General features: G+C 68.4%; 21 protein-coding genes. 13 read left to right on the top strand and 8 right to left on the bottom strand.

Going from position 1 to position 22,663, the window contains the following annotated elements; all coding sequences use genetic code 11:
- Positions 1–91 precede the first annotated feature (91 nt).
- Both AC1ECW_RS02295 and AC1ECW_RS02290 read left to right on the top strand, forming a co-directional pair.
- Complete coding sequence (locus AC1ECW_RS02295; RefSeq protein ID WP_409707614.1) at positions 92–757, top strand: glutathione S-transferase family protein; 666 nt, start codon at positions 92–94, stop codon at positions 755–757.
- A gap of 2 nt (positions 758–759) precedes the next feature.
- On the top strand, positions 760–1,806 hold the full coding sequence (locus AC1ECW_RS02290) for an asparaginase (protein ID WP_481201091.1): 1,047 nt from the start codon (positions 760–762) through the stop codon (positions 1,804–1,806).
- On the opposite strand, the gene rodA is transcribed toward AC1ECW_RS02290, so the two are convergent.
- From rodA to AC1ECW_RS02265, 5 genes are all read right to left on the bottom strand, one after another.
- Positions 1,793–2,950: a rod shape-determining protein RodA gene (rodA, locus tag AC1ECW_RS02285; protein WP_409707620.1), complete on the bottom strand. Its 1,158-nt coding sequence runs from the start codon at positions 2,948–2,950 to the stop codon at positions 1,793–1,795. The genes AC1ECW_RS02290 and rodA overlap by 14 nt on opposite strands.
- Positions 2,947–5,007, bottom strand: coding sequence for a penicillin-binding protein 2 (mrdA, locus tag AC1ECW_RS02280; RefSeq protein WP_481201090.1), 2,061 nt, complete (start codon positions 5,005–5,007; stop codon positions 2,947–2,949). The genes rodA and mrdA overlap by 4 nt, the downstream gene beginning before the upstream one ends.
- A 5-nt stretch (positions 5,008–5,012) precedes the next feature.
- Positions 5,013–5,531: a rod shape-determining protein MreD gene (gene mreD / locus AC1ECW_RS02275; protein ID WP_409707626.1), complete on the bottom strand. Its 519-nt coding sequence runs from the start codon at positions 5,529–5,531 to the stop codon at positions 5,013–5,015.
- A gap of 16 nt (positions 5,532–5,547) precedes the next feature.
- Positions 5,548–6,465, bottom strand: a complete 918-nt coding sequence (gene mreC / locus AC1ECW_RS02270; protein WP_481201089.1) for a rod shape-determining protein MreC — start codon at positions 6,463–6,465, stop codon at positions 5,548–5,550.
- A gap of 63 nt (positions 6,466–6,528) precedes the next feature.
- Positions 6,529–7,572 carry a rod shape-determining protein gene (locus AC1ECW_RS02265; protein WP_019561076.1) on the bottom strand — a complete coding sequence of 348 codons (1,044 nt, stop codon included), beginning with the start codon at positions 7,570–7,572 and terminating at the stop codon, positions 6,529–6,531.
- 244 nt (positions 7,573–7,816) lie between these two features.
- Here AC1ECW_RS02265 and gatC point away from each other — a divergent pair, with 244 nt between their 5' ends.
- From gatC to gatB, 3 genes are read left to right on the top strand one after another with little or no spacing between them, the layout of a single operon-like run.
- The gene (gene gatC / locus AC1ECW_RS02260) at positions 7,817–8,116 is read left to right on the top strand and encodes an Asp-tRNA(Asn)/Glu-tRNA(Gln) amidotransferase subunit GatC (RefSeq protein ID WP_409707632.1); all 300 of its coding nucleotides are present in this window, start codon (positions 7,817–7,819) and stop codon (positions 8,114–8,116) included.
- Between the two features lie 7 nt (positions 8,117–8,123).
- On the top strand, positions 8,124–9,611 hold the full coding sequence (gatA, locus tag AC1ECW_RS02255; protein ID WP_481201088.1) for an Asp-tRNA(Asn)/Glu-tRNA(Gln) amidotransferase subunit GatA: 1,488 nt from the start codon (positions 8,124–8,126) through the stop codon (positions 9,609–9,611).
- A gap of 1 nt (position 9,612) precedes the next feature.
- On the top strand, positions 9,613–11,070 hold the full coding sequence (gatB, locus tag AC1ECW_RS02250) for an Asp-tRNA(Asn)/Glu-tRNA(Gln) amidotransferase subunit GatB (RefSeq protein WP_409708716.1): 1,458 nt from the start codon (positions 9,613–9,615) through the stop codon (positions 11,068–11,070).
- A gap of 6 nt (positions 11,071–11,076) precedes the next feature.
- Here the strand turns inward: gatB and AC1ECW_RS02245 are convergent, their stop codons facing one another.
- Positions 11,077–12,207 (bottom strand): patatin-like phospholipase family protein, encoded by a 1,131-nt coding sequence (locus AC1ECW_RS02245; protein WP_409708713.1) that lies wholly within the window; start codon positions 12,205–12,207, stop codon positions 11,077–11,079.
- A gap of 188 nt (positions 12,208–12,395) precedes the next feature.
- Here AC1ECW_RS02245 and AC1ECW_RS02240 point away from each other — a divergent pair, with 188 nt between their 5' ends.
- Positions 12,396–12,998 (top strand): peptidoglycan recognition protein family protein, encoded by a 603-nt coding sequence (locus AC1ECW_RS02240; protein WP_409708710.1) that lies wholly within the window; start codon positions 12,396–12,398, stop codon positions 12,996–12,998.
- A gap of 83 nt (positions 12,999–13,081) precedes the next feature.
- Positions 13,082–13,369 (top strand): hypothetical protein, encoded by a 288-nt coding sequence (locus AC1ECW_RS02235; RefSeq protein WP_409708707.1) that lies wholly within the window; start codon positions 13,082–13,084, stop codon positions 13,367–13,369.
- 538 nt (positions 13,370–13,907) lie between these two features.
- Here the strand turns inward: AC1ECW_RS02235 and pcp are convergent.
- Complete coding sequence (gene pcp / locus AC1ECW_RS02230) at positions 13,908–14,561, bottom strand: pyroglutamyl-peptidase I (protein WP_409708704.1); 654 nt, start codon at positions 14,559–14,561, stop codon at positions 13,908–13,910.
- 17 nt (positions 14,562–14,578) lie between these two features.
- Positions 14,579–15,595, bottom strand: a complete 1,017-nt coding sequence (locus AC1ECW_RS02225; protein ID WP_409708701.1) for a LacI family DNA-binding transcriptional regulator — start codon at positions 15,593–15,595, stop codon at positions 14,579–14,581.
- A 119-nt stretch (positions 15,596–15,714) separates the two neighbouring features.
- Between AC1ECW_RS02225 and AC1ECW_RS02220 the strand changes: the two genes are divergently transcribed.
- The 6 genes from AC1ECW_RS02220 to AC1ECW_RS02195 all read left to right on the top strand — a co-directional run bounded on the left by AC1ECW_RS02220 (position 15,715) and on the right by AC1ECW_RS02195 (position 22,622).
- Entirely contained in the window at positions 15,715–16,815 is a 1,101-nt protein-coding gene (locus tag AC1ECW_RS02220; RefSeq protein ID WP_481201087.1) for a glycoside hydrolase family 5 protein, read from the top strand.
- Between the two features lie 233 nt (positions 16,816–17,048).
- Positions 17,049–18,296, top strand: coding sequence for an ABC transporter substrate-binding protein (locus AC1ECW_RS02215; protein ID WP_409708850.1), 1,248 nt, complete (start codon positions 17,049–17,051; stop codon positions 18,294–18,296).
- Between the two features lie 40 nt (positions 18,297–18,336).
- Positions 18,337–19,332, top strand: a complete 996-nt coding sequence (locus tag AC1ECW_RS02210; RefSeq protein WP_409708853.1) for a carbohydrate ABC transporter permease — start codon at positions 18,337–18,339, stop codon at positions 19,330–19,332.
- 12 nt (positions 19,333–19,344) lie between these two features.
- Complete coding sequence (locus AC1ECW_RS02205; protein WP_409708856.1) at positions 19,345–20,190, top strand: carbohydrate ABC transporter permease; 846 nt, start codon at positions 19,345–19,347, stop codon at positions 20,188–20,190.
- Positions 20,191–20,227: 37 nt separating this feature from the next.
- Positions 20,228–21,538 carry a GH1 family beta-glucosidase gene (locus AC1ECW_RS02200; protein ID WP_481201086.1) on the top strand — a complete coding sequence of 437 codons (1,311 nt, stop codon included), beginning with the start codon at positions 20,228–20,230 and terminating at the stop codon, positions 21,536–21,538.
- A gap of 1 nt (position 21,539) precedes the next feature.
- Positions 21,540–22,622: an ABC transporter ATP-binding protein gene (locus tag AC1ECW_RS02195; RefSeq protein ID WP_481201085.1), complete on the top strand. Its 1,083-nt coding sequence runs from the start codon at positions 21,540–21,542 to the stop codon at positions 22,620–22,622.
- Positions 22,623–22,663 lie beyond the last annotated feature (41 nt).

The following is a 22,663-nucleotide window of genomic DNA, read 5'->3' as shown; positions in this document are numbered from 1 at the left end:
AGGTGACCACCGCCGCCCTTCTGGCATCCCACGAGGGCGCCGTCTGCGTCTTGCGGTTAAGCTCAGTCTTTCCGTTTCCGCACCGGTCCCGATGATCACCGTCCACCACCTCAACAACTCCCGCTCACAGCGTGTGCTGTGGATGCTCGAAGAGCTGCAACTGCCCTACGAGATCCGCCACTACCAGCGCGACCCCAAGACCATGCTGGCCCCGCCCGAGCTGCGCCAGGTGCATCCGCTGGGCAAGTCGCCGGTGATCACCGATGGCGAGCTGGTGCTGGCCGAGTCCGGCGCCATCCTCGAATACCTGGTCGATCGCTACGGAGAGGGCCGCTTCAAGCCCCAGCCCGGCACCCCCGAGGCCCTGCGCTACACCTACTGGATGCACTTTGCCGAAGGCTCGGCGATGCCGCCGCTGCTGATGAAGCTGGTGTTCGATTCGGTGGAGAAGAAGTCGCCGCGGCTCGTGCGTCCCATCGCCGCGGGCATCGCGCGCAAGGTCAAGGACCTGATCGTGACGCCCAACATCCGACGCCACCTCGAGTACATGGAGTCCGAACTCGCCGAGCGCCCCTGGTTTGCGGGGGACGAGTTCACCGCCGCCGACATCCAGATGAGCTTCCCGCTGGAGGCCTCGGCCGCGCGGGGCGGCCTGGATGCGCGCTACCCGCTGCTCACCCACCTGCTGCAGCGCATGCAGGCCCGCCCGGCCTACCAGCGCGCGCTGGCCAAGGGCGGGCCCTACCGGCTCGGCTGAGCATGAACCCGGTGCTCGTCGAGGCTTGGCGCGGGCGGGCGGTGGAGTCCTTTCACCGTGGCTCGCTGGTGGTGGTCGATCCCGACGGCCGCGTGGTGGGCTCGCTGGGCGATGTGCAGCGGCCCGTCTTCCCGCGCTCGGCCATCAAGGTGCTGCAGGCCCTGCCGCTGGTGGCCAGCGGCGCGGCCGAGGCCCTGGGGCTGACGGACGCCGAACTGGCCCTGGCCTGCGCCTCGCACAACGGTGAGCCCGGCCATGCCGACACCGCCGCCGGCATGCTGCGCCGTCTGGGCCTGGACGAGGCGGCCCTGGAATGCGGCGCCCACTGGCCCGGCCTGGAGGCCGCCGGCCGCGCCCTGGCGGCCGCGGGGCGCGAGCCCACCGCCTTGCACAACAACTGCTCGGGCAAGCATGCGGGCTTCCTGTGCCTGGCCTGTGCGATGCAGGGCGGCGCGAAGGGCCCCGACCTGCAGCGCTTCGTGCGCGGCTATGTGCAGCCCGACCACCCGGTGATGCGCGAGGTGGGTGCCGCCATCGAGGCCGCCACCGGTGAACGCCTGGACAACGCCCCCATGGGCATCGACGGCTGCTCCATCCCCACCTACGCCTTGCCGCTCAAAGCCTGGGCGCTGGCCTTTGCCCGTGTGGCCACCGGGCAAGGCCTGAGCGAGGACCATGCCCGTGCCGCGCAGCGCTTGCGTCAGGCGGTGGCCCGCTCGCCCTTTCACGTGGCCGGTACCGGCCGCTTCGACACGCGCGTGATGGAGCGCCTGGGCGAGCGTGTCTTCTGCAAGGTCGGGGCCGAAGGGGTCTACGGTGCCGCGCTGCCCGAGCTGGGCCTGGGCGTGGCGCTGAAGATGGACGACGGCAACACCGCGCGTGCGGCCGAGGTGGTGATGGCCGCGGTGATCGAGGCTTTGCTGCCGCTGTCCGAGGACGACCGGTGTTTCATGCGCGGCCTCAGCGAGGGGGTCTTGCGCAACTGGCGCGGCATCGAGGTGGGCGCGTTGCGTGCGAGCCCCAGTTTGCGTGCCTTCAGCTTGGCATGAAGCGCTTGCTGCGTGCGATCGACATCAGGATGCCCAGGCCCAGGCCGAGCGTGACCATCGCCGTGCCGCCGTAACTGATGAAGGGCAGGGGCACCCCCACCACGGGCAGGATGCCGCTGACCATGCCCATGTTGACGAAGGCATAGGTGAAGAAGATCAGCGTCACCGCGCCGGCCATCAGGCGGGCGAACAGCGTGGGCGCCTCGCTGGCGATCATCAGGCCGCGGAAGATCAGGAAGAGGAAGCCCAGGATCAGGACCAGGTTGCCCACGAGGCCGAACTCCTCGGCGTAGGCCGCGAAGATGAAGTCGGTGGTGCGCTCGGGGATGAATTCCAGATGGGTCTGGGTGCCGTTCATGAAGCCCTTGCCGGTCAGACCCCCCGAGCCGATGGCGATCGTGCCCTGGATGATGTGGAAACCCTTGCCCAACGGGTCCTTCGTGGGGTCGAGCAGGGTGCACACGCGCTGGCGCTGGTATTCGTGCAGCACCTTCAGGTCCACCCCGGGGGCGCACAGGCGCTCTTCCAGGCTCACCAGCGCCACGATGCCGATGGCCCCGGCGGCCAGCACCGGGATCACCAGCTTCCACGACAAGCCGGCGAAGAAGATCACTGCCAGGCCGGCCGCGAGCACCAGCAGCGAGGTGCCCAGGTCAGGCTGGCGCAGGATCAGGCCCACCGGCACGGCCAGGATCACCGCGGCCACCAGGAAGTCCGGCACCCGCAACTGCCCCTCGCGGCGCTGGAACCACCAGGCCAGCATCAAGGGCAGCGCGATCTTCATGATCTCGCTGGGCTGGATCACGGTGACACCCACGTGCAGCCAGCGTGTGGCGCCCTTGCGCGTGATGCCAAAGAACTCCACGCCCAGCAGCAGGGCCACACCCACGACATACAGCGGCACGGCCACCCGCATGATCTTGTGCGGCGGCACCTGCGCCACCACGAAGACCACGCCGGCGGCGACCAGCATGTTGCGGGCATGGTCGGCGAAGCGGCTGCCATGGTCGTAGCCGGCCGAGTACATGATGAGCAGCCCGGCGCCGCACAGCAGCAGCACCGCGGCGGTGAGGGCCGGGTCGAAGCCGAAGAGCACGGGCTTGAGCCGCTGCCACAGCGAGGGGCGTTCGAAGGTGACCTTCATGGCGCACGCGCCGCGCCGGGCGCGGTCGAGACGGGGGTGGCCGAGGCCGGGTCGTCGGCGGGCAGGGCAAGGGCCGGGGCGCTGATGCGGCTGCCGTCCAAGGCCGAGGAGACGGGTTGTACCGGCACACTGGCGGCCAGGCGCGGGGTGCCCACGGGGGCGGCCGCCTCGCCGCGCTGCACCGCGGCAATGTCCTGCTCGCTGGGGTACAGGCCCTCGAGCCAGTAGTCGAACACCCGCCGGGTGATGGGCGCGGCCGACTGCGCACCGAAGCCGGCGTTCTCGACGATCACCGCCACCGCGATGCGCGGCGCTTCCACCGGCGCAAAGGCCACGTACAGAGCGTGGTCGCGCAAGTACTCGGCCAGCTTGGCGGCGTTGTAGCGCTCGTTCTGGCGGATCGAGACGGCCTGCGCCGTGCCGGTCTTGCCGCCGCTGCGGTAGGGCGCGCCGACGAAGCTGCGCGTGGAGGTGCCTTCCTGCGTGACCGCGTACATGGCCTCGAGCACCACTTTCACATGCTCGGGCTTGAGCGCCAGCGGGCTCAGCGGCTCGTGGTTCACTGCGCGGGCCTCATGCGTGACCGCATCGCGGATCTCGCGCACCACATGGGGCTTGTAGCGCTGGCCGCCCGAGGCCAGCGTGGCCATCGCATGGGCCAGTTGCAGCATCGTGAAACTGTTGTAGCCCTGGCCGATGCCCAGCGAGATGGTCTCGCCCGCATACCAGCGCTGCTGCTCGGGCCGGCGGTAGGTGTTGCGCTTCCAGGCGGTGGATGGCAGCACGCCGCGGGCCTCGCCCAGCAGGTCGATGCCGGTGAGCTGGCCGAAGCCGAAAGGCGCCATCTGGTCGTGGATGAGATCCACGCCCATCTCGTTGGCCAGGGTGTAGTAGTAGACGTTGCTCGACTTCACGATCGAGCGGCGCAGATCCACCATGCCCAGCCCGGTGTCGCCATGGCTGCGGAAGCGGTGGTTGCCAAAGACGAACACGCCGGTGTCCAAGATGGCCTGGCTGGCCGAGCGCGTGCCGGTGTTCAGCGCGGCCAGCGCCATGAAGGGCTTGTAGGTGGAGCCCGGCGGATAGGTGCCGCGCAGCGCGCGGTTGAGCAGCGGCCGATCGATCGATTCGTTCAGTGCGCGCCAGTTCTCCACATCGATGCCTTCGACGAAGAGGTTGGGGTCGAAGGTGGGCTTGCTCACGAAGGCCAGCACCTCGCCGGAACGCGGGTCGATGGCCACCAGCGCGCCGCGCCGCTCGCCGAAGAGCTGCTCGACCAGGGCCTGCAGCTTGATGTCGATCGACAGCACCACGGTGTGGCCGGGTGTGGCCGGGCTGGAGCGCAGCCGTCGCACGGCGCGCCCGCCGGCGCTGGTCTCGACCTCCTCGAAGCCGGTGGTGCCGTGCAGCTCGCGCTCGTAGGCCTGCTCCACACCCAGCTTGCCGATGTACTCGGTGCCACGGTAGTTGGCCAGCTCCTCCTCGGGCCAGTCCTCCATGGCCTTCTTCTCGGCCTGGTTGATGCGGCCGATGTAGCCCACCACGTGGCTGCCCACGTCACCGAGCGGGTAGTGGCGGAACAGCCGCGCCTTCACGTCCACGCCCGGGAAGCGGTAGCGTTGCGCGGCAAAGCGCGCCACCTCCTCGTCGCTGAGCCGGGTGCGCACCGGCAGCGAGTCCAGCCCCTTGGTCTCTTCCATCAGGCGCTTGAAGCGCCGGCGGTCGGACGGGCCGATGTCCACCAGCTCGGCCAGCGCATCGATCGTGGCGTCCAGGTCGTCCACCTTCGACGGCGTGATCTCCAGCGTGTAGGCCGCATAGTTGCGCGCCACGACGATGCCGTTGCGGTCCAGGATGAGCCCGCGGTTGGGCGGGATGGGCAGCACCGCGATGCGGTTGTTCTCGGCGCGCGCGCTCAGCTCCTCGTGCCGTAGCACCTGCAGATACACCAGCCGCGCAGCCACCAGAGCGAAGCACACCAGCACCAAGGCAGCGGCGAACAGCAGCCTCGCTCGAAAGCGCGACAGCTCAAGCTCGACATCCTTCAACTCGGTCATCGCGGTCACAGCGGACGGTTCTCGTCCGGATCGGGCGCGCGGCGCTGCGGAGCCAGCAGCACCCAGCTCGCCAGAGGCCACAGCAGCGCCTCGAACACCGGGGCCAGCAGCAGCTCCCACCCGGGGAAGATGCCACCGGCGGCCAGCCGGATCAAGACGAGCGAGGCATGGGCCGCGAAGAACAGCGGCAGGATCTGCACGGCCTGCTCCAGCACCGAAAACCACAGCAGCCGGCGGTGGATGGTGATCGCGAAATAGCTCAGCAGCGTGTAGGCCAGCGCGTGCTGGCCCAGCAGCGCACCGTCGTGCACGTCCATCAGCAGTCCGAAGACGAAGGCCGCGCCGATGCCGATGCGCCGCGGCTGGTGTACGTTCCAGAACACCAACGTGAGCGCCAGCAGGTCGGGCATGGCCGGTGTGCGGCCCAGCGGCAGCATGTTGATGGCCAGGGCGACGGCGAGCGACACCCAGATGAAGACGGGGTTGGCAGGTAGCAGGAGCTGGTCGGATCCGCGCGGCATCATGGCAGGGGCCTGTCGGTCAGCGGCGGCCTGCGCCGCGGCGCGGGGCGGCCGTCTCGGGCTCAGGGTCGGGCGGCGGGGGCAGTTCGCGGCCCACCGGTTCGACCACCAGCACGTGGCGGGCGCTGGCAAGCTGGCCCACCGGCTCCAGCAGGATGCGGGCGAAGGCGCTGTCGGCGCGGCGCTCGACCCGGCTGACCACCGCCACCGGCAGCCCGCTCGGGTAGACGCCGTCCATGCCCGAGGTGGCCAATGCATCGCCTTCGCGCACGTCGGCGTTGGTGGGCATGAAGCGCAGCTCCAGCCCGCCGCGCTGGGGGTCGCCATAGGCCACGCCGCGCACCTGCGTGCGGGTGTTGAGCACCGGGATCACCGCATCCTTGTCCACCAGCAGCGTCACCTCGGAAGTGAGTGGGTACACTCGTGTGACCTGGCCGATGACGCCGGTGTGATCGATCACTGGCGAGCCGAGCACCACGCCCTGGGTGAGCCCGCGGTCGATCACCACCTTGCGGGTGTAGGGATCGGGCCGGTCGTAGAGCACCTCGGCGGCCTGGGTGCGGGCGCTCAATGCGGCGCGCAGGTTCAGCATCTCGCGCAGACGGGCGTTTTCCTGCTCGAGCATTTCCAGGCAGCCCAGGCGCTCGGCCTTGTCGGCCAGCAGACGGCGCGCCTGCGCCTCCGAGGCGCGCGCTGCGGCCAGGCCCTGGAGGTACTCGCCGCCGGTGCGCACTGCCTGCACCGGCACTCGCAGCGCCTGCTGCACCGGGTGCAGCACCGTGGCGATCACGGCGCGCAGCGGCTCGACGACGCCCAACCGGCGGTCGGCCACCATCAGGAACAGGGCCAGTGCCGAAAACACGACCAGCCGCGTGAAGGCCGAGGGGCCTTGCCGGAAGAAGGGGGGCGGGGTGCGGTCCAGCGTACCCAGGGGCATGGCGCGACGCAGTCAGGAACTCGGGGGCGGGGGCTGGGCCGGCCGGCACATTCTCAGGCAGGCTTATTCCGAGGTGAAGATCGAACCCAGGCGCTCCATGCGTTCCAGGGCCGTGCCGCAGCCGCGCACCACGCAGGTCAGCGGGTCCTCGGCCACCAGCACCGGCAGGCCGGTTTCCTCGGCCAGCAGGCGGTCCAGGTCGCGCAGCAGGGCGCCGCCGCCGGTGAGCATCATGCCGCGCTCGGCGATGTCGGCGCCGAGCTCGGGCGGTGTTTGCTCCAGCGCGTTCTTCACCGACGAGACGATCTGGTTGAGCGGGTCGGTCAGGGCTTCGAGGATCTCGTTGGAGCTGATCGTGAAGCTGCGCGGCACGCCTTCGGAGAGGTTGCGGCCCTTGACCTCCATCTCCTTGACCTCGGAGCCGGGGAAGGCCGAGCCGATCTCTTTCTTGATGGCTTCGGCGGTGGGCTCGCCGATCAGCATGCCGTAGTTGCGACGGATGTAGTTGATGATGGCCTCGTCGAACTTGTCGCCGCCCACGCGCACGCTGCCCTTGTAGACCATGCCGCCCAGGCTGATCACGCCCACCTCGGTGGTGCCGCCGCCGATGTCCACCACCATCGAGCCCGAGGCTTCCGACACCGGCAGGCCCGCGCCGATGGCCGCGGCCATGGGTTCTTCGATCAGGTAGACCTCGGAGGCGCCGGCGCCCAGGGCCGACTCGCGGATGGCGCGGCGCTCGACCTGGGTGGAGCCGCAGGGCACGCAGATGATGATGCGCGGACTGGGCTTCATCATCGAGCGCGGATGGACCATCTTGATGAACTGCTTGAGCATCTGCTCGGTGACGGTGAAGTCGGCGATCACGCCGTCCTTCATCGGGCGGATCGCCTCGATGTTGCCGGGCACCTTGCCCAGCATGGCCTTGGCCTCGGCGCCCACGGCCTGGATGGTCTTCTTGCCGTTGGGGCCGCCCTCATGGCGGATGGCCACCACCGAGGGCTCGTCCAGGACGATGCCCTTGCCGCGCACGTAGATCAGGGTGTTGGCCGTGCCCAGGTCGATGGCGAGGTCCGTCGAAAAATAGCGACGAATGGATTCGAACATGTGTCAGGATTCCCGGGCGGCCGACCGGGCGGACCCGTGCGGCCGCGCGCTGGTTTTGTTTCGGGCCGCCCGGTGCAGCGGTGAGCCCGGCTTCTTGCACAAAACCGGCTCCGGATCGCGCCCCATCCGGGGCTGCCACCCCGATGAAACCGCCGCGTCCGGGCCGGTTGTGGATAACCGAAGATAATACCCCAATGCCCCTGCACCGATGTGTACGGGAAGCCCCAACAGCAAACAATTTCCCATGGCTCTGACACCCCAGGATGTGGGCCGCATCGCCCACCTCGCCCGGCTGGCGCTGAGCGAGGACGAGCAGGCCCGGATGCTCGAACAGCTCAACGGCTTCTTTGCGATCGTCGAACAGATGCGCGCGGTGGACACCACCGGCGTCGAACCCCTGTACACCCCGCTGTCGGCCGTGCAGGACGTGGCCTTGCGCCTGCGTGAGGACGTGGTGAGCGAGACCGGCCAGCGCGAGGCCCTCCAGCGCAGCGCCCCAGCGGTGGAAGACGGGCTCTTCCTCGTGCCCAAGGTCATTGAGTGAGGGCGCAATGAGCACCGAACTGCACCACCTGGGCGTGGCCGAACTGGCCCGCCTGCTCGACGCGAGGGCCGTCTCCAGCGTCGAAGTCACGAAACATCTGCTTGCGCGCGTTGCCGCTCATCAACAACTCGGGGCCTTCCTGTGCACCGACGAGGCGGTGGCGCTGGCCCAGGCCCAGGCCGCCGACGCACGGCGTGCCAAGGGCGAGGCAGGCCCGCTGCTGGGCGTGCCGCTGGCGCACAAGGACATCTTCGTCACCACCGACTTTCCCAGCACGGCGGCCTCGAAGATGCTCGAGGGCTACCGCAGCCCCTTCGATGCCACCGTCGTCGCCAAGCTGCGCGCCGCCGGCGCCGTCACGCTGGGCAAGCTCAACTGCGACGAGTTCGCGATGGGTGGCAGCAACGAGAACTCGGCGTTCGGCCCGGCCCGCAACCCCTGGAACCCGCAGTGCATCCCCGGCGGCTCCTCGGGCGGCTCGGCCGCGGCAGTGGCTGCGCGCCTGATCCCGGCGGCCACCGGCACCGACACCGGCGGCTCGGTGCGCCAGCCGGCGGCGCTGACCGGCATCACCGGTATCAAGCCCACCTACGGCCGCTGCTCGCGCTACGGGATGATTGCCTTTGCCTCCAGTCTCGATCAGGCCGGCCCGCTGGCACGCAGCGCCGAGGACTGCGCGCTGCTGTTGACTGCAATGAGCGGCTTCGACGAGCGCGATGCGACCTCGGCGCAGCAGCCCGTGGAGGACTACGCCGCTGCCATCCGCACGCCGCGCGAAGGGGCCAGCGCTGAGCGGCCCCTGAAGGGCCTGCGCATCGGCCTGCCCCGGGAGTTCTTCGGCGAGGGCGTGGCTGCAGGCGTGCGCGCTGCGGTGCGCGCCGCGCTGGCCGAGTTCGAGGCGCTCGGCGCCACGCTGGTGGACGTGAGCCTGCCGCGCACCGAGCTGTCCATCCCCGTCTACTACATCATCGCCCCGGCCGAGGCCAGCTCCAACCTGAGCCGCTATGACGGCGTGCGCTACGGCCACCGCGCGAAGGACTATGCCGACCTGCTCGACATGTACAAGAAGAGCCGGTCCGAAGGCTTCGGTGCCGAGGTCCAGCGCCGCATCATGATCGGCACCTACGTGCTCAGCCACGGCTACTACGACGCCTATTACCTGCAGGCCCAGAAGCTGCGCCGCATGATCGCCGACGACTTCCAGGCCGCCTTCGCCCGGTGCGACCTGATCGCCGGCCCGGTTGCCCCCACGGTGGCGCGCGTGCTGGGCAGCCAGACCGACCCGGTGCAGGAATACCTCGCCGACATCTTCACCCTGCCGGCCAGCCTGGCCGGCCTGCCCGGCATGAGCGTGCCGGCGGGCTTTGGCGAGGGCGGCTTGCCCGTGGGCCTGCAATTGATCGGCAACTACTGGAAGGAAGGCGAGCTGCTGCATGCGGCGCATGCCTTCCAGCAAGCCACCGACTTCCACCTGCGCATCCCCCAGGGCTATTGAGATGACCCCAATCGCATCGAAACTCGTGCGCGGCTACGAGGTGGTGATCGGCCTCGAGACGCACGCACAACTGTCCACACGATCGAAGATCTTCTCAGGGGCCAGCACGGCCTTCGGTGCCGCACCCAACACCCAGGCTTGCGCGGTGGACCTGGCCCTGCCCGGCACACTGCCGGTTCTGAACCGGGCTGCGGTCGAGCTGGCCATCCGCTTCGGCCTGGCGGTCAAGGGCACCGTGGCGCCGCGGTCCATCTTTGCGCGCAAGAACTACTTCTACCCCGACCTGCCCAAGGGCTACCAGATCAGCCAGTACGAGATCCCGGTGGTGCAGGGCGGGCAGGTCGAGTTCTACGTGGGCGACGAGAAGCACGTGGTGCACCTCACCCGCGCTCACCTGGAAGAAGACGCCGGCAAGTCGCTGCACGAGGACTACCACGGCCAGACGGGCATCGATCTCAACCGCGCCGGCACGCCGCTGCTGGAGATCGTCTCCGAGCCCGAGATGCGCTCGTCGGCGCAGGCGGTGGCCTATGCCAAGGCCCTGCATGCGCTGGTGGTGTGGCTGGGCATCTGCGACGGCAACATGCAGGAGGGCAGCTTCCGCTGCGATGCGAACGTCTCGGTGCGCAAGCCCGGCCAGCCCTTCGGCACGCGCCGCGAGATCAAAAACCTCAACAGCTTCCGCTTCCTGCAGCAGGCCATCGACTACGAGGTGAACTGGCAGATCGACCTGATCGAGGACGGCGGCCAGGTCGAGCAGGCCACCGTGCTCTTCAACCCCGACACCGGCGAGACGCGGGCCATGCGCAGCAAGGAAGACGCGCACGACTACCGCTACTTCCCCGACCCCGACCTGCCCCCGCTGGTGATCGCCCCCGAGTGGATCGAACGGGTGAAGGGCGAGATGCCCGAGCTGCCCAGCGTGATGGCCGAACGCTTCCAGCGCGAGGACGGCCTGCCGGCCTATGACGCCATGATGATGACGCAAAGCCTCGCGTTTGCGCGCTACTACGAGGCCGCACGCAATGCCTGCCAGCAGCCCAAGCTGGTGGCGAACTGGTTGATGGGCGAGGTGTCGCGCCGGCTCAATGCCGAAGGCAAGGACATTGCGCAGGCCCCCGTGCAGGCCGCCACGCTGGCCGCGCTGATCGGCCGCATCAACGACGGCACCATTTCGAACAATGGCGCCAAGCAGGTGTTCGAAGCCCTGTGGAGCGGCCAAGGCAGTGATGTGGATGCGCTGATTGACGCCAAGGGCCTCAAGCAGATGAACGACACCGGCGCGCTGGAAGCCATCCTCGACGAGGTGCTGGCCGCCAATGCCAAGTCGGTGGAGGAATTCCGCGCCGGCAAGGACAAGGCCTTCAACGCCCTGGTGGGCCAGGCCATGAAGGCCACCAAGGGCAAGGCGAACCCGGCCCAGGTGAACGAGCTGCTGAAGAAGAAGCTCGGCGTCTGAGGCGATTCAACGCCCGAGCCAGCGCCGCCACCACGGGCGGCGCGGCGGCCTGGCTTGCAGCGGGACGGGCTGGGCGCGGGTGGCGTCGGTGCGGCCCAGGAACTGCGCTTCGATGTCCAGCGACGAGCGCCGGCCCAGGTCGCGGCGGTGCGCCGCCAGCCAGCGTTCGGCCGCCGCGCGGCCCAGCGTGAAGAGCTGCTCCAGGAAGGCCGGGTCGGTGTTGAGCTTGCTCGACGCATTGAAGGGTGCGAGCCCCTCGTCGTCGGCCACCATGTGCAGGCGCAGGTCCTTGTACCGGCGCGGATCGAGCTTGTGTTCGCGCAGCAGCCGCGACACGAAGGCAATCGCGCGCAGCTCGGCGATCAGGCTTGCGTTGAAAGTGATCTCGCTCATGCGGTCCATGATCTCCACACTGCGCATGGGTGTGCCTTCGCGTCGCAGCGGGTTGATCTTCACCAGCAGGATGTCCAAGGTGTTCGTGCGGTAGATCAGCGGGTAGAGTGCCGGGTTGCCGGTGTAGCCACCGTCCCAGTAGGGCTCGCCGTCGATCTCCACGGCCTGGAACAGGAAGGGCAGGCAGGCCGAGGCCAGCAGCGCGTCGATGCTGAGATCGGTGCCCGTGAACACCCGCGCCTGGCCGGTGTGTACCGAGGTGGCCGTCACGAACAGGCTCAAGCCCGGCACATGCGTGTGCGACTCGCGCAGTGCCGCTTCATCCACATGCCGGCGCGCCACGTCGCGCAGCGGGTTCAGGTTCAGCGGGTTGAACTCATAGGGGCTGAAGCTGCGCCAGAAGCTCGTCACCCACTGGTAACTGGGCAGCCGGTCGAAGTTGAAGCTGTGGTGCTGCGCGGCAGCCGCCTGCGTCAGCGAAAACGGCGAGAACACCTGAGCGCTGCGCCCCACGTCCTCCCAGAACGCCCGCAAGGCCGCACGCGCCGCCTCACGCCCGCCGCGCACCAGCCCCGTCACCAAGACCGCGCCGTTCAACGCCCCCGCACTGGTGCCCGAGATGCCCTGCACCGACAGGCCCTCGTCTTCCAGCAAGCGGTCGAGCACGCCCCAGGTGAAAGCGCCATGCGAGCCCCCGCCTTGCAAGGCGAGGTCGAGGGGGAGCGCGGAAGAAACGGAGGACATAGAGATCAGGGTTTGCCCGAGTGTAGGACGATGGGCTGGATCGGGCGTGGCGGGGATGCGCTGATCGCGCAGCTGTTGCAACTCCCGAAATGCGGTTGTCACACTCGCTCACGAAATGAGCCTTGTCTTGGGATGGCGGCTGCCTAGACTGATGCGCCGTCATTCCTGCAATATTCAAGGAGGTTCCGATGTCGAACATCGACAAGGAAGGCATGCTTGTGCACGTCCAAGTGCAACATCGGCGGTATCCCCAGATCGAGCAGGGGGCCCTCGAGGCCGCCCGCGCGATCGTCATCCATCAGACGGATGCGGATGACGAACAGTCCACGTTCAATGCCTACGCCCGAGGTGGTCATGGCGCGCATTTCCTCATCGCAAAAAACGGGACTCTGTACCAGACGGCGAGCCTGTTTAAGCGTTGCTTTCACGTGGGTGCGCGCATCAAGTCGCGCTGCCTGGAATTGTTGAAGGCCAACTGTCGCGATCCGGAAATCGCCAAGGCACTTGCCTTGGGGTGGTCGGCGCAGATTGCCGCGATCAACGACATCGAACGCCGTAAGCCCTACCCTGAGCGCTTCCCGGTAAACAGCGACTCCATCGGCATCGAGCTGGTCGGCAGGCACATCGATGAAAGGCGCTATGAGGCGGTGACGACCGAGCAGAATCACCGGTTGCAATGGTTGATCGACGAGATCTACCGTCACTTCTCTCTCACGTCTGCTGATGTCTTCCGTCATCCGCAGGTGTCGTACAAGCACCCTGATGAAGCGGGGAGTGCCGTATGGCGATGAGGTTGGTCGCCCTGGCTGGGATGGTTCTCGTCAGTGCTTGCGTAACGGGACTGCCAGCGTTCAGGCCCGATGCCGTACGAGACGTGTACCTCTCCGACTTCGAATCCACCGAACCCCAGCGCTGTACCCCAGCCGACGTGCCGGGCCGCCACGCCGATGCGGCAGCCTTCTTCCGCCGAGCGAAGCCCGTAGACGCCAAGACGCTGCATGACCACTACGAGCAAGCGCCCTGCGCCGCACTCGGGGTGCTGCAGTACCAGGGACAAACCTGCAGCTGGCGCATCACGGCGGCCTGGACGGGTACGGTGCGATGCGATGGGCACGAGTGGCTGCTCGTCTGCAACGATTGCGAAGACCTGATCCGACGCTGAAATACACACGGAAGACATCACTCTCGACAGAGTTGTCGACACGCGGAGCCATGATTTACGTGGCCGCGTACTACCTGATCGCAGCTCCCCTCTCTTTGTGGCTCAAGCAGTTGTTGATGCCTAAGGCTTGGGTCCGACGGTATTGGGGGGCCGCCTTGCTCCAGGGAGTCAGAGGTAGCGGTCTATTCAGGCCTCGTGATGGGTCTGATGAAGACGGTGATGCTGCGGAGCCTGATCGGCTTCCCCGGTTGGGCCGGAAACGCAACGCACAGGAAGCTCACACGATGGCTCCAGGCTGGTACAGATGGGCGGCACGCGCGGTGCTGGCGATGGGCTGCGCAGTGCCTGTGGTGTTTGTGTCGGTCATGATGGCCTTGCGCTGGCATCCGAGCCCATGACGATCAACCCTGAACAGATGCCGCGGCACAGCCTGGTTTGTTTGTGCCTGCCTGGTTTCGGGTGGCGTGCATTGCGGTGTGTGTTTGACCTGCCCCCCGTCACCCGCGTCTTGACGCTTTGAGCGCAGGGCTGGTGCGGTTCAATCCAACGCACCCCCGCCCACCACCCGATCGACCCGCTCGCGCAGTGCCGTCCGCAGGGCCACCAGCACGCCATCGCGCATCGTCTGCAGTGCCATGCTGGCCGTGGGCTGCGCCAGGCATGCGGCCTGCCCGGGCAGCAGCGGCACATGCATGAACCCGCCGCGAGCGCGCGGATGCCGTGTGGCCAGCGCGTGCATCAAGCCGTAGAAGACATGGTTGCACACGAAGGTGCCGGCGGTCTGCGACACCGAGGCGGGCAGGCCCGCGGCATGCAGCTCGGCGACGATGGCCTTGATCGGCAGGGTGCTGAAGTAGGCGGCCGGGCCGCCGGGCACGACCGGCGTGTCGATGGGCTGGCGGCCGGCATTGTCGGGGATGCGGGCGTCGTTGACGTTGATCGCGACGCGCTCGAGGCTGAGATCGGCCCGACCGCCGGCTTGGCCCAGGGCGAGCACGAGGGTGGGGCGGTGCACTTCGAGCGCCTGGTGGAGCATGTCCAACGCCGCGTCGAAGACGCAGGGCAGCACCAGACCGGTGACCGGGGCTCCGTCCACACACTGGCCGTGCAGCGCCTCGGCCAGGGCCTGCGAGGGATTCATGATGTCGCCGCCGAAGGGCTCGAAGCCGGTGAGCAGGATGCGCAGAGTCATGCGCGCATTGTGGTGCCTCAGAGCCGGCGCGTCGTCTCGCGCACGATGAGTTCGATCGGCGGCAGCGTGATGGGTTCGGCCGGGTGCCCCATCAGCGAGAGCAGGGTGCGCGCGGCGTACAGGCCCACCTCGTAGATGGGCTGACGCACGGTGGTCAGCGGGGGGGTGAGGTAGGCCGAGGCGGGCAGGTCGTCGAAGCCCACGAGCGAGACATCGTCGGGCACACGCACGCCGCGGCGGTACAGGGCCATGCGCGCGCCGTAGGCGCTCTGGTCGTTGGCGGCGAACACGGCGGTGAAGGACTCGCCGCTGTCGATCAGGCGGTTCATGGCCATCAGGCCACCGCTTTCCATGAAGTCGCCCTGCACGATCAGCGCCGGGTCGGCCATCAGCCCGGCCTCCTGCAGGGCACGGCGGTAGCCGGTCAGGCGCCGGCGGGCGTCGTCATGGTCCTGCGGGCCGGCGATGTGCGCGATGCGGCGGTGGCCGAGGTGGATGAGATGGCGCGTGGCGAGGTAGCCGCCGGTTTCCTGGTCGAGCTGGCAACTGCGCAGTTGCGGGCCGGTCACCTCGCGGCCGGTGGCCACCACCGGCTGGTGCAGCGCAAAGGCCTGCACCTGCTCGTCGGACAGGTGGCCGGTGAGGATGATCAGGCCGTCGATGCGCCGAGCCATCAGCAGTTCGATGCGCTCGGCCTCTTCCTCGGCGTTCCAGTGGCCGCTGACGATGATGGGCGCGTAGCCGCTGCCGTTCAGCCCCGCCTCGATGCCTTTCATCGCCCGGCCGTAGAAGGGGCTCTCGACGTCCTGCGTGACGATGCCGACCGTCATCGTGGTGCCGGTCTTGAGGCTGCGCGCGAACAGATTGGGCCGGAAGTTGAGCCGGGCGATGGCGGCTTCGACCGCGGCGCGCTTGTCGGCGGCCACCCGGGCCGTGCCATTGAGGATGCGCGAGACGGTGCTGGGCGACACGCCGGCGGCGCGGGCCACGTCGAGCACGGTCACGGGTGGGGGGGTGTCGGTGTCGGAGCTCACGGGCGGGATGGGGCGGATGGGTTGCGGCAACGGTTCATGATAACGTTTTCAGTCCGAACGGGCAGCCCCCCCCGTGGAACCCCGTCGGCCACCCGGTCTGACAACGGAGACATGCCTTCATGAAACCCTTCCTGTTCCGGGCCGCCGCACTGGCGGCCCTGGGGTGGGCCCTGGCCGCACCGCCGGCCCGGGCCTGCTCCTTCGACCAAGCGCCGCAGGCGCGCGCCGAGAGCTGCAACCGCCTGCTGGCGCGCAGTATCAATTTCGGCAACATGCTCGAACACGCCCGCGAGGGCCTGGCGGGGCCGATGCTGCGCGACGAATTCGTCACCCTCAGTGCGCAGGCCGGCTTCACGGCGATCCGCCTGCCCATCCGCTGGGACGCGCGGGCCAGCCACCAGCCTCCCTATGCGATCGCGCCGGCGTTCTTCGAGCGCGTCGATGGCGTGATCCGCCTGGCCCAGTCGCACGGCCTGGCGGTGGTCCTAGACATGCACCATTACGCGGCCATGATGCTGGAGCCGCAGGCCGAGCGCGGGCGCTTCCTCGCCCTGTGGCGTCAGGTGGCCGAGCACTACCGCGACGCACCGGCCACGGTGATGTTCGAGCTGCTCAACGAGCCGCACCGGGAGCTGACCCGCGCGCGCTGGAACGAGGCCCTGGCCGCCGTGCTGCCGGTGGTGCGCGAGAGCAATCCCCATCGCACGCTGATCATCGGCGGGGGCGACTGGAACGCCGCCGACGCCTTGGCCGACCTGGAGCTGCCGGCCGACGACCGCAACATCATCGCCACCTTTCACTACTACGAGCCCATGGCCGTGACCCACCAGGGCGCCGAATGGGTCAGCGGGGCGGGTGCCTGGGTGGGCACCACCTGGCGCGGCACGCCCGGGCAGATGGCCAGGCTGCGCGCCGACTTCGACCGCGTGCAAGCCTGGGCGAGGACGCATCGCCGGCCCGTCTTCCTGGGCGAATTCGGGGTCTATTCGCGTGCCGACGAGGCCACCCGCATCGCCTGGACCGCGGCCGTGCGCCGCGAGGCCGAAGCCCGGGGCTTCTCCTGGGCCTATTGGGAACTGGCCTCGAGCTTCGGCATCCTGGAGCCGCTCACGCTGACCTGGCGGCGCCCCCTGCTGGACGCGCTCTTGCCGCGCCCGGGCGGCGACGGGGGGACTGGGACTTTCCCTGGTTACCGGGATGAAACCACGGGGCAGCGTTGACAACGTTTTCAGTGACTGCTGAAATGCATCCGCTCTGAAAACGGTTTCATATCTTCTTCGAGGCGTGCACCCCCGGTGTTCCCCACGCCCCGAAGGACGGTGCGGGTCAGGGCGGCTGCGAAGGGGCGTCTGGCGGGTGTCCTCCGAGGCGGTCCCCGTGGATGTACAGGTGTTGTTAATGAAAACGATGCCATCCTGGCATCATCGGGCCCAAGGGGCGAGGAGACGAGACGATGAAGACGCTGTGGACGCCGCTGCTGCTGGCAGCGGCCATGGGCTGGGGCGCAACGGCATCGGCGCAGACGGTGACGCTGACGGTGGCCTCCTTCCCGGACCTGGACCGGGGCATCAAGCTGGCCATCCCGCTGTACAAGAAGATCCATCCGAACGTGGAGATCAAGCTCACCAGCCTGGCCTACGCCGACCACCATACCGCGATGACCACGGCCCTGGCCACCGGCGCCGGCCTGCCCGACGTGATGGCCATCGACATGGGCTTCATCGGCAAGTTTGCTGAAAGCGGCGGCATGGAAGACCTGAGCAAGCCGCCCTACAACGCCGGCCAGTTCCGCGACCAGGTGGCGCGCTTCACCTACCCGCTGGCCATGAGCGGCCAGGGCGTGATGGTGGGCATGCCGGTGGACATCGGCCCCGGCGCGCTTTTCTATCGCAAGGACCTGCTCGACCGGGCCGGCGTGAGCGAGGCCGAGCTCACCAAGAGCTGGGAGTCCTACATCGAGTCGGGCAAGAAGCTCAAGGCCGCCACGGGCGCCTGGCTGCTGGCCAGTGCGGTGGACATCAAGGACATCTACATCCGCTCCAACCTGAAGGACGGCGAGGGCATCTACTTCAACAAGCAGGGCCAGCCCACCATCAACAACGAGCGCTTCCGCAAGGCCTTCGAGCTGGCCAAGGCGGCGCGCACGGCCGGCATCGACGGCAAGATCAGCGCCTGGTCCAACGAATGGAGCGAGGGCTTCAAGCGAGACCGCATCGCCTCGCAGATGATGGGCGCCTGGCTGGCCGGCCATCTCAGCAATTGGCTGGCGCCGGAATCGAAGGGCAAGTGGCGTTCGGCCCATCTGCCGGGCGGGGCCTATGCCTCCTGGGGCGGCTCGTTCTACGGCATCCCGAAGAAGGCGCAGAACAAGCAGGCGGCCTGGGACTTCATCAAGTTCCTCACCACCCACAAGGACATGCAGATCGAGGCCTTCCGAGGCTATGACGCCTTCCCCTCGCTGCTGGCCGCGCAGAACGACCCCTTCCTCGACCAGCCCATCGAGTACCTGGGTGGGCAGAAGGCGCGCCGGCTGTGGAAAGAGGCGGCCGACCGCATCCCCGCGATGAGTGTGGACAAGTTCGACCCGGTGGCGGCCGAGGTGGTGAATGCCGAACTCGAGAAGGTGCTGGAGCAGAACAAGGACATCGGCCAGGCCCTGGCCGATGCCCAAGCCCAGGTGCAGCGCCGCGTGCGTCGTTGAGCAACCCCTTCCTGGCTCTTTCGACTTGGCTCTGGACCCCATGAACCCGAACACCCTGGCAGGCCCCGCGCCGGCGACCGAGCCTGCGCCTGCCGCGACCCCGCGGCCCGCCTGGTGGCGCCGCCCCTGGCTGTCGCGCCGCAGTGCGCCTTATGTCTTCATCAGCCCCTTCTTCCTCCTGTTTGCGGTGTTCGGGCTCTTTCCGCTGCTGTTTTCGGTCTACCTGTCCTTCCACCGCTGGGACCCGGCCGCCGGCCTGGAAGCGATGCGCTGGGTGGGGCTGGAGAACTACGTCTACAGCCTGCGCGATGACGACTGGTTCCACAAGTCGCTCTACAACACGCTGTGGCTGGCCCTGGTGTCGGGCCTGCCGCAGCACCTGGTGGCCCTGCCGCTGGCCTTCTTCTTCCATCGCGTGCTCAGGCGCTCGCGCAACTTCGTCGTGGGGCTGTACTTCCTGCCGTTCATCACCTCCACCGTGGCGGTGTCGCTGGTGTTCTCGTCGCTGTTCTCGCGCGACTTCGGCGTGGTCAATGCCGTGCTCACCTCGCTGCACGACGCGCCGCTGATCGGCTCGCTCTTCCCCGAGCAGAACATCGACTGGGGCCAGCCCGGCTACACGAAATGGATGATCGCCTTCGTGGTGTGGTGGCGCTATGTGGGCTGGAATGCGGTGCTGTATCTGTCGGCCATGCAGACCATCCCGCGCGACCTGTACGAAGCGGCCGAGATGGACGGCGCCGGGCCCTGGCAGCAGTTCCGCCACATCACGCTGCCGCTGCTGCGCCCGATGATCTTCTTTGCCGTCACGCTCACGCTGATCGGCAACCTGCAGCTCTTCGAGGAGCCCTTCATCCTGACCGGCGGCACCGGCGGCATCGACCAGGCCGGCAAGACCGCGGCGATGCACATGTACGCCACCGCCTTCGTGGATGGCGACTTCGGCACCGCCTCGGCCGTGGCCTGGCTGCTCTTTCTGATCATCGCCGCGGCCACCTGGGCCAACCACCGCCTGCTGGGCGGCCGGCGCGACTGAGGAGCCGATCCCATGACCTCCACGCGCACTTTCGCCCTTTCGCCGCAGCGCCTGCTGGCCTATGTCGTCGTCACCATCGGCGCGGCCATGATGCTCGGGCCCTTCTATTTCATGCTCGTGTTCGCCACCCATGGCAACCGAGAGATCCTCTCGATGCCTCCACCCTTGTGGTTCGGCGATGCGCTGCTGGACAACCTGCGCCAGTTGCTCACCAGCCTGCCGCACTTCTGGAAGAACGTGGGCTGGAGCGTCTATATCGCGCTGGCCTCCACGGCGCTGAACCTCTTCTTCTGCTCGCTGGCCGGCTACGGGTTTGCGATGTACCGCTTCCCGGGGCGCGAATGGCTCTTCGGTGCGGTGATGGCCACGATGCTGCTGCCGGCCTTCGTGGGCATGATCCCCACGGCGCTGATCATGAGCTGGCTGGGCTGGATGGATCAGCCGCGCGCGCTCTACATCCCCGGCGCCTGCGGGGCCCTGGGCATCTTCCTGATGCGCCAGTACATCGAGTCGGCCATCCCGCGCGAGCTGATCGACGCCGCGCGCATCGATGGCTGCGGCGAGTTCGCGATCTACTGGCGCATCGTGCTGCCGCTCATCGGGCCCGCGCTGGGCACGCTCGGCCTCATCACCTTCATCGGCTCGTGGAACAACTTCATCGGGCCGCTGATCGTGATCCGCGACATGGAGATGTACACCATCCCGCTGGCCCTGCGCTCGCTGCAGGGCACGGGCCAGATCCCCTGGGGGGCCATCTCGGCCGGCTCGGCCATTGCGGTGCTGCCGTTGCTGGCGCTCTTCATGGTGGCCTCGCGGCGGCTCATCGACGGCCTCACGGCCGGTGCCGTGAAATCCTGAGCGCCGCTGTCGTTTCCAGACCCACAAGGACTCATTCGTGACCTCACTGTCTTTTCCACCCGGTTTCGTCTGGGGGGCTGCCACCAGCGCCTACCAGATCGAAGGCGCCGTCCGCGAGGACGGGCGTGGCCCCTCCATCTGGGACCACTTCTCCCATCAGGCGGGCACCACCTTCCAGGGCCACACCGGCGACGTGGCCTGCGATCACTACCACCGCTACGAGATCGACGTGGACCTGATGGCCGCGCTGGGCCTGCAGGCCTACCGTTTCTCGGTCTCGTGGCCGCGCGTGCAGCCCCTGGGGCAGGGCGCGTGGAACGAGAAAGGCCTGGCCTTCTACGACCGCCTGGTGGACCGGCTGCTCGCCAAGGGCATCGCGCCGCACGTGACCCTGTATCACTGGGACCTGCCCCAGGCCTTGCAGGAGCGCGGCGGCTGGGTGGTGCGCGACACCGCACAGCGCTTTGCCGAGTATGCCGAGCGCATGGGCCGCCGCCTGGGCGACCGCGTCGCGGCGATCGCTACCCACAACGAGCCCTGGTGTACCGCCATCCTGGGCCATGAGGTGGGAAAGTTCGCCCCAGGCTGGCGCGATCCGCAGGCCGCCGTGCAGGTGGCGCACCATCTGCTGCTCTCCCATGGGCTGGCGCTCCAGGCGATGCGTGCCTCGGGGGTGAGGGCCTCCTTGGGCATCGTGCTGAACCAGTCGCCCGCCACGCCGGCCACCGACGGCCAGGCCGACCGCGCCGAAGCCCAACGCCAGTTCGCCGCCTTCGTGCGCTGGTACATGGACCCGCTTTTCCTGAAGCGCTATCCCACGATCGACGGCCGGGCCCTTCATCCGGTTGTTGATGAAAACGATTTCGAGATCATGGCCCAGCCGCTCGATTTTCTGGGCATCAACTACTACACACGCATCTGGGCCTCGACGGCCCAGCCCCCGGTGCCGGCGCCCAAGCGGCAGGGCGAGACCGACATGGGCTGGGAGATCTATCCCGAGGGCCTCACCGAGCTGCTCACCTGGCTGCATCGCAACTACCGCCTGCCGCCGGTCTACATCACCGAAAACGGCATGGCCCATGCCGACCGGCTGGTGGACGGGGCCGTGGCCGACCAGCCCCGCATCGACTACGTGCACGCCCATCTGCAGGCCCTCGCCCGCGCCATCGAGGCCGGCGTCGATGTGCGGGGCTACTTCTACTGGAGCCTGCTCGACAACTACGAGTGGGATTCGGGCTACGGCAAACGCTTCGGCCTGGTGCATGTGGACTACGACACCCAGGTGCGCACGCCCAAGGCCAGCGCGTACTGGTACCGCGATTTCATCGCCTCGCAGCGGAGGACCTGAGATGGCAGCCCTGACCCTGCGCGGCGTGCGCAAGAGCTATGGCCGCGGACTGGAGGTGATCCGCGGCATCGACCTGGACATTGCCGACGGCGAGTTCACCGTCTTCGTCGGCCCCTCGGGCTGTGGCAAGTCCACCCTGCTGCGCATGATCGCCGGCCTGGAAGACATCGACGGCGGCGAGATCGTCCTGGGCGGCGAACGCCTCAATCACGTGCCGCCCGCCCAGCGCGGCGTGGCGATGGTCTTCCAGAGCTATGCGCTGTACCCGCACATGAGTGTGGCCGAGAACATGGGCTTTGCGCTGAAGATGGCCGGCCGGCCCCAGGCCGAGATCGACGCCGCCGTGGGCCGCGCGGCCGAGATCCTGCAGCTCGGGCCGTTGCTGGCGCGCAAGCCGCGCGAGCTCTCGGGCGGCCAGCGCCAGCGCGTGGCCATCGGCCGCGCCATCGTGCGCAAGCCCAAGGTCTTCCTTTTCGACGAGCCGCTGTCGAACCTGGACGCCGCCCTGCGTGTGCAGATGCGCATCGAGCTGTCGCGCCTGCACCGCGAGATCGGCAACACCATGGTCTACGTCACCCACGACCAGGTCGAGGCCATGACCCTGGGCCACCGCATCGCCGTCTTCAACGGCGGGCGCGTCGAGCAGGTGGGCGCACCGCTCGCGCTCTACCAGCGCCCGGCCAACCGCTTCGTGGCCGGTTTCCTGGGCTCGCCGCGCATGAACTTCGTCGAGGGGCTGGCTGCTGACACCGGCACCGGGCTGCACCTGCAGGTGCACGGGGCCGGTGCGGTGCCGCTGCCGGCCGGTGCGGCCGCGCCGGGCGAGGTGCTCACCCTGGGCGTGCGGCCCGAGCACCTGGCCCTGTGCCGCGAAGGCGAGGGCTGGGCCGCCCGCATCGACCTGGTGGAGCACCTGGGCGATGCGCTGATCGTGCACGCGAGCCTGCGCGGCGAAGGCCGCGAGCCGCTGGCCGTGCGGCTGGCGCCCGGCCAGTCCGAACCGGCCGTGGGCCAGTCGGTGGGCCTGCGGCCCGATCCGCAGCACTTGCTGCTCTTCGACCCCCAGGGGCGCGCCCTGCAGTGACCGTTTTCTCAACCGCCGGATTCACCGGCCCTGTTCCTTCC

Source organism: Caldimonas hydrothermalis (assembly GCF_056746695.1).
Note: the sequence above shows the minus strand (reverse complement) of the source record. Positions and strands in the feature narration are given on the sequence as shown.

Coding starts and splice junctions, on each gene's coding strand:
- rodA (WP_409707620.1), bottom strand. CDS start 2,950: ATGAAGGTCACCTTCGAACGCCCCTCGCTGTGGCAGCGGCTCAAGCCC.
- mreD (WP_409707626.1), bottom strand. CDS start 5,531: ATGATGCCGCGCGGATCCGACCAGCTCCTGCTACCTGCCAACCCCGTC.
- AC1ECW_RS02245 (WP_409708713.1), bottom strand. CDS start 12,207: ATGTCCTCCGTTTCTTCCGCGCTCCCCCTCGACCTCGCCTTGCAAGGC.
- pcp (WP_409708704.1), bottom strand. CDS start 14,561: ATGACTCTGCGCATCCTGCTCACCGGCTTCGAGCCCTTCGGCGGCGAC.
- AC1ECW_RS02195 (WP_481201085.1), top strand. CDS start 21,540: ATGGCAGCCCTGACCCTGCGCGGCGTGCGCAAGAGCTATGGCCGCGGA.
- gatB (WP_409708716.1), top strand. CDS start 9,613: ATGACCCCAATCGCATCGAAACTCGTGCGCGGCTACGAGGTGGTGATC.
- AC1ECW_RS02215 (WP_409708850.1), top strand. CDS start 17,049: ATGAAGACGCTGTGGACGCCGCTGCTGCTGGCAGCGGCCATGGGCTGG.
- AC1ECW_RS02290 (WP_481201091.1), top strand. CDS start 760: ATGAACCCGGTGCTCGTCGAGGCTTGGCGCGGGCGGGCGGTGGAGTCC.
- AC1ECW_RS02295 (WP_409707614.1), top strand. CDS start 92: ATGATCACCGTCCACCACCTCAACAACTCCCGCTCACAGCGTGTGCTG.
- mrdA (WP_481201090.1), bottom strand. CDS start 5,007: ATGACCGAGTTGAAGGATGTCGAGCTTGAGCTGTCGCGCTTTCGAGCG.
- AC1ECW_RS02210 (WP_409708853.1), top strand. CDS start 18,337: ATGAACCCGAACACCCTGGCAGGCCCCGCGCCGGCGACCGAGCCTGCG.
- gatA (WP_481201088.1), top strand. CDS start 8,124: ATGAGCACCGAACTGCACCACCTGGGCGTGGCCGAACTGGCCCGCCTG.
- AC1ECW_RS02220 (WP_481201087.1), top strand. CDS start 15,715: ATGAAACCCTTCCTGTTCCGGGCCGCCGCACTGGCGGCCCTGGGGTGG.
- AC1ECW_RS02265 (WP_019561076.1), bottom strand. CDS start 7,572: ATGTTCGAATCCATTCGTCGCTATTTTTCGACGGACCTCGCCATCGAC.
- AC1ECW_RS02205 (WP_409708856.1), top strand. CDS start 19,345: ATGACCTCCACGCGCACTTTCGCCCTTTCGCCGCAGCGCCTGCTGGCC.
- AC1ECW_RS02240 (WP_409708710.1), top strand. CDS start 12,396: ATGTCGAACATCGACAAGGAAGGCATGCTTGTGCACGTCCAAGTGCAA.
- mreC (WP_481201089.1), bottom strand. CDS start 6,465: ATGCCCCTGGGTACGCTGGACCGCACCCCGCCCCCCTTCTTCCGGCAA.
- gatC (WP_409707632.1), top strand. CDS start 7,817: ATGGCTCTGACACCCCAGGATGTGGGCCGCATCGCCCACCTCGCCCGG.